This window comes from Pectobacterium brasiliense, from assembly GCF_013449685.1.
In the GTDB taxonomy this organism is placed as follows: Bacteria; Pseudomonadota; Gammaproteobacteria; order Enterobacterales; family Enterobacteriaceae; genus Pectobacterium; species Pectobacterium brasiliense_A.
Window position 1 is genome coordinate 1 of the sequence record NZ_JACDSF010000058.1, and the last position, 5344, is coordinate 5344.

Genomic DNA, 5344 nt, shown 5'->3' on the forward strand with positions numbered 1-5344 from the left:
TACACAGAATGATTTACAGGGTCCCTGCAGGCTGCCACGCTTAGTGTCAAACTTCGCCACTTTGAGAATAATGCCAGAAAACGCTGCCTGCTTGCAGCCCGTTACCATCTGTTACTGGCAGACCTGTCACATAAAATGACACTTCCGTCAGATATCCTTCAGAATACATGGCATCTTTTCCCGGTTCTGCTCTGCCAGGGCGAGCGTGATTCTCTCTTCGCCTTTGCGCGTGAAAGGGGTGTGGAGTTAGATATTTATTATCCCGTCCTTTCACATTGCGGAGAACATCCGCTGGCTACCGGATATTCCCGTCGGGAGCAGTTCAGTGCTTCTGAAAGAATACATTCTGCATTATTCCATCTGCCACTGCATAACCATATGTCGTTCCAGGAGCAGAACATTATTACCGGGGTATTGCATGACTATTTTAAATAAAGACTGGCCGGTTGAATTTCCGCTCCCGACAGTAATTCGCACGATAGTGTGCTGTGACCTTGATGAAACTTATATTCCTTCGGACACCGAAAAAAAGGCACTGGGAGGGGTTGAACTGCTGGAGTCCTATATTACATCCCATGCAGAAGAAAAGGGCATTCTCGCTGGCTGGATCACAGGCACAAATCTGGATTCGGCCTGGCGAAAATCCAGGGGCTATATTTCTCGAAGCCCTCACTTTATCTGCTGCAGTCTCGGCACCGAATTTTACTGGGTCAAAAATGGCAGGCTTAGACCCTCAGAAACTTGGGCAGAGCGGATACGCCGTTCAGGCTACAGCCTTCAGAACGTCAACAGCCTGGTTAGGATCCTGATGGGCAAAGGGATGCCCCTGCAGAGACAACCGGAGGATTATCAGGGCCCCTTTAAAGTGAGCTATTACTACCCTGAGGGAGCTTCGATGGCCGTCGATTTTGCCACCATCCAGGCTCTGGCTGACGAACGAGGAATTCGTGTCGTTTTTACCCGCTGTAACCCGGCGGCAGGAGATCCCCCTGACTGTTATGACGTTGAATTTATCCCCCTCTGTTGTGGTAAGGATCAGGCAGTGTCTTTTCTGATGGAGGAAACCGCGCTGCCGAAAGAAGCCATTATTGCCTTTGGTGACAGTGCGAATGATTTTGCCATGTTTGCACAGGCCGGAAGAGGCTATCTGGTGGGGAATGCGGACCCGTTCGCGATCAGACAGTATGGCAGCAGCCTGAACGCTGCTTACTGCCACGGGATACTTAACGTACTTAAGGAGCTACAGGGATGATCATCGGAATTGTAGGCTGTGGGGGGATTGCCCGCGCCCATGTCAGTGCACTTTGTCTGAATCCGCTGGTCACCGGACTGGCCCTGTACGATGTGAGTGCAGATAACGTGCGGCTACTCAGCGAAATCAGCACCGTGCCGGTGATATGCTGCCAGGATCTGAAGCAGCTTGCCGGAGTCAGTGAGGGTTTCGTTATCTGCACACCAAACCATCTCCACGTCAGCGTGGCAGAGGAAGTACTTCGCTACAAACAGCTCCCTTTTGTGTGTGAAAAGCCCCTCTCAACGGATCTGAACTCAGCACAGTATCTTCAGGAAATTGCCCCACAAGGCAGTATCGTGTCTTTTAACTACCGGTATAACCGTGTTATCGACACGATGATGCGTCTGAGAAATGAGAGGGATTTAGGTGAACTGCATTTCTTCTCAGCAGAGTTTAATAAAAATTCTGCACTGACCCGCCATCACCTGACCTGGCGTGACTCTGCACGGCAGAGCAAAAGCAGCGGAGCTCTGGGCGACTTATCCTGTCATCTGCTTGATTTATTTTGTTTTATAGGGGAAAGCCCGGTTGTGGTTGATGGGATCAGGACGGTGAAGGGTACGCGAGTGGGTGCAAAATCAGATGGCCGAGTTGAAGTGGATGATAACGGCTATGTGATGGGCAGCTCAGAGAAAGGGGCTTATTTCAGAATTCATGCCAGTAAATCGGAAACAGGGCAGGATCTGGGGCTGCATATGCAGCTCGTGTTTGAAAAGGGTGAAATCAGATATTCAACTCATCATGAAAACAGTCTGCTCCTGGTCCTGTTTAATGAGACGGACGCGGAAACCGTGGGCTTCGACGGCCAAAAGCGTTTACCCGATCCACCACGGGAGCTTCCGTTCTGGTCTGATTCGTTTATTCACCTTCATGACGACTGGTGTGCCCTTATTAAATATGGCCACGCAGCCCCGAAGCTGGCGGATCTGTCATCCGGCCTTCATATACAGGAAATAATTGAGGCATTCTGATATGGACTCCATTCTTTTAACTGGGCTGTTTGCCGCATTTTTCACGACGTTTGCGTTCGCTCCCCAGAGCATCAAAACGCTCCGGACACGCAACACCGAAGGTATCTCCGTTGTTATGTATATCATGTTCCTGACAGGTGTAATTGCATGGATAGCATATGGCATTCTGCGATCTGATTTTGCCGTACTGGCCGCAAATATTGTCACACTGTTTCTGGCTGCACCGGTGCTGGTAATGACACTTCTCAACCGCAGGAAAAAACACGTATGAATATTGCGATCATCGGCGCAGGACCTGCCGGCATCATTTCTGCCCGTAATGCGATTAAGGCGGGGCACTCCGTGGTTCTGTTTGAGAAAAATGCCCATATTGGGGGGATCTGGAACCCCTGGAGTGGTGGAGCTTACCGTAATGCCTGTATGCAAAACTCCCATTATGCATTCCATTATACTGACTTTCCCCCAGGCAATATTGATGAATTTCCGGGTGTGGCGCAGGTATTCGCATATCTTTCGGCGGTGACCGGAGAGGATGCCCTCCGTGCGTCTACCCGGCTTAATACTGAAGTGGTTGCACTCAGAAAAGACTCCGGGCACTGGGTTATTCGCAGCACCTCTGCAGGAAATGACCGGGAAGAGATTTTTGACCGGGTCATCATTGCAACAGGGGAACTTTGGCAACCTCGCCGGCCTACCCTGCCGGGTGCGGAACACTTCTCCGGCACGCTGATCACATCCAAGGATTATCAGGAGCCGGAGATATTTAAAGGGAAAAATATCCTCATCATAGGCGGTGGTGTCAGCGGGGCGGATATTGCCTCAGACCTTGTTCCCTTTGCCAGAAGCGTCAGTCTGTCCGTTAAAAAGATGGGGCTGTATCTGCCAAGACAATTCCGGACGGGTCCGAACGACATGATGCATTCCTATCTGGGCCGGTGTCTGCTGAGTCACTTGAGTTATGCAGATTTTGTCAGTTATCTCGATACCACGATGCCTGACTACATGCAGACCTACCGAGCATCCGGTTTGTTGCCCGACATGGCGAACAATAACGCGGTGCATGTTAACGAAAAAATCATACCGAATGTGGCCGCCGGTCTGATAAAAGTTAAACCCCAGGCAGAGCGTTTCACCGGCGAAGGGGAGATTGAGTTCGTCGATGCAACGCAGGAAAAATATGATGTCATCATTACCTGCACCGGCTATGAAATGCCTGATTATTCGTTCATTCCGGAGTTTGACAGGGCACAGCTGTATGAGCACTTTTTCTGGACGGAAGATCCTTCGCTGGCCGTCATAAATCCGCCGGTAGATACTGCCGGTTTCGGGGCCGCGTTCCCCTATTTTGACATCATCAGCCAGTGGGTCATCAACGTATTCTCCGGAGAGTCGCCTCTTCCTGAAAAAGAAGCCATGCGCAAATGGTGCGCTGAGCACATGGCTTCACTTCATGTTAAGCGCTTTTATGACAGCTGGCTGGAAACCATCCGGATTGGACTGCTGGCGGGCCTTCTCCCGGATCCAGCCCGCGACTTTTCCCGATACTGGAACATTATCAGCAGTGTGGTCAAACCTGCCTATCTGGCCAGTTCTCCCGCAGCTCCGGAGCCGGGTATGATGGACAGCCTGTTTGATTTCCGGGCCGCCAGAATACGCATACTGTCAGGACTGGGAAACGATGCACTCGGTTATTTGCTGAAAAAAGGTGATATCACTGACGCTGAATACCAGGCGGCGCTGGAAACCGATCCTCGGCAGTCGCTTTCTGTACATCTGCCGTATTCGCAGACCTACCTCTGATAAAAAGGGCCTTTACCGGCCCTTTTCTTTTTCATAATGATCTAATCAGCCTCGCCGGGTTTCCTGCATAAATACCTTTGATTTCTATCGGTTTAACCACAACAGCACCCGCGCCAATGACGGTCCCGCTGCAGATATATGGTGACAGAATGGTGGCTCCGCTGCCTATAGTAACCGAATCCCCCAGGGAAATGGTGATCCAGTTATCCGGTGACGGGTCCGGCGCTCCAGACCTGAAAAGGTCGTTGGCGAACGTCACGTTATGGCCAATGAAACAGTTCTCACCCAGTGTTACGTTTTCACAGATAAACGTGTGCGACTGGATCCGGCTTCCACTGCCAATGAGACAGCCTTTCTGTATCTCAACGAAGGGGCCGACAAACACGTTATCCCGGAGTTCACATTCATAAATGTTGGCCGGTTTGACAATACGGACATTGGTTCCGTAAATCACATCCCGAACAGCACATTCCATAAATTTCATATAAACACTTCCTTCAAATACTGATCACCCATACTGGAATTGTTGTGGTCAGTGTCGTTCTCAAAATCGGTGGAACTGCATGACAAAGCCATTGGGCATTATCTGAACACAAAACATTATCAGTAAGTTGAAGTCACAACCCGATTCTGCTCTTCGAGAATTTTATAGACAGTGGAACGTGCAATACTGAGTTGATGAGAAATATTAGTTGCACCAATACCTTTCTGATGGAGTTCCAGAACGGCATCCCTGTCTACACTTCGCTTGCGTCCGAATTTGACGCCTTTAAGTTTCGCCTACTGCCTGCCTTCATTAGTGCGCTCAAGAATTCTTTGGCGTTCGGCCTGTGCTACAGCTGAAAGAATAGTGATCACCATTTGTCCCATTTGTCCCATTGGTCCGTCGGTGCTAATCCCGTCATCAATGAACCGGACTGCAACGCCTTGAGTATCGAATGCTTTTATCAGGTGAATCATATCAGCAGTGTCGCGACCAAGACGGTCGAGTTTTTTTACCAATATGACGTCGCCTTCGTCCACCTTCATTCGCAGCATGTCCAGACCGTCTCTGTCGGTAGAGATGCCTGATGCTTTATCTGTAAATATACGATTGGCTTTCACCCCAGCGTCTCTGAGCACCCCGATCTGAATATCGAGAGACTGCTGACTGGTAGAGACCCGCGCATAACCAAAAAGTCGCATAAAAATGTACCTTAAATCGAATATCGGACAACTACTCTCTAAATAGCTTCGCCAAATAGTAGATCACTCGAAGGGAACTCAGTCCGAGTTATGC

General features: G+C 49.9%; 5 protein-coding genes and 3 pseudogenes. 6 read left to right on the forward strand and 2 right to left on the reverse strand.

The annotated features are described in order from the left end of the window. Positions 1-21: 21 nt before the first annotated feature. The 5 genes and pseudogenes from H0248_RS19200 to H0248_RS19220 form a co-directional block, all read left to right on the forward strand. Positions 22-435, forward strand: a pseudogene (locus tag H0248_RS19200) (DegT/DnrJ/EryC1/StrS family aminotransferase); the annotation flags it as partial. Beyond that, positions 419-1252, forward strand: a complete 834-nt coding sequence (locus tag H0248_RS19205; protein ID WP_180787127.1) for an HAD-IIB family hydrolase — start codon at positions 419-421, stop codon at positions 1250-1252. The pseudogene H0248_RS19200 and the gene H0248_RS19205, both read left to right, overlap by 17 nt. Further along, positions 1249-2265: a Gfo/Idh/MocA family protein gene (locus H0248_RS19210; RefSeq protein WP_180787128.1), complete on the forward strand. Its 1017-nt coding sequence runs from the start codon at positions 1249-1251 to the stop codon at positions 2263-2265. Before H0248_RS19205 ends, H0248_RS19210 begins: the two co-directional genes overlap by 4 nt. Position 2266: 1 nt before the next feature. Continuing rightward, complete coding sequence (locus H0248_RS19215; RefSeq protein ID WP_180787129.1) at positions 2267-2536, forward strand: SemiSWEET transporter; 270 nt, start codon at positions 2267-2269, stop codon at positions 2534-2536. Next, positions 2533-4065, forward strand: coding sequence for a flavin-containing monooxygenase (locus tag H0248_RS19220; protein WP_180787130.1), 1533 nt, complete (start codon positions 2533-2535; stop codon positions 4063-4065). The genes H0248_RS19215 and H0248_RS19220 overlap by 4 nt, the downstream gene beginning before the upstream one ends. A gap of 31 nt (positions 4066-4096) precedes the next feature. On the opposite strand, the gene H0248_RS19225 is transcribed toward H0248_RS19220, so the two are convergent. After that, complete coding sequence (locus H0248_RS19225) at positions 4097-4549, reverse strand: acyltransferase (protein WP_057393711.1); 453 nt, start codon at positions 4547-4549, stop codon at positions 4097-4099. Positions 4550-4597: 48 nt separating this feature from the next. On the opposite strand from H0248_RS19225, the pseudogene H0248_RS19230 reads away from it, so the two are divergent. Then, a pseudogene (locus tag H0248_RS19230) lies at positions 4598-4675 on the forward strand (IS1 family transposase); the annotation flags it as partial. Here the strand turns inward: H0248_RS19230 and H0248_RS19235 are convergent. Beyond that, positions 4669-5250, reverse strand: a pseudogene (locus H0248_RS19235) (recombinase family protein). The pseudogenes H0248_RS19230 and H0248_RS19235 sit on opposite strands and share 7 nt — an antisense overlap. Positions 5251-5344: the final 94 nt, after the last annotated feature.

What these genes read in the sequence shown, in the direction of transcription:
- H0248_RS19215 (WP_180787129.1), top strand. Translation starts at nt 2,267, where the DNA reads ATGGACTCCATTCTTTTAACTGGGCTGTTTGCCGCATTTTTCACGACG.
- H0248_RS19210 (WP_180787128.1), top strand. Translation starts at nt 1,249, where the DNA reads ATGATCATCGGAATTGTAGGCTGTGGGGGGATTGCCCGCGCCCATGTC.
- H0248_RS19220 (WP_180787130.1), top strand. Translation starts at nt 2,533, where the DNA reads ATGAATATTGCGATCATCGGCGCAGGACCTGCCGGCATCATTTCTGCC.
- H0248_RS19205 (WP_180787127.1), top strand. Translation starts at nt 419, where the DNA reads ATGACTATTTTAAATAAAGACTGGCCGGTTGAATTTCCGCTCCCGACA.
- H0248_RS19225 (WP_057393711.1), bottom strand. Translation starts at nt 4,549, where the DNA reads ATGAAATTTATGGAATGTGCTGTTCGGGATGTGATTTACGGAACCAAT.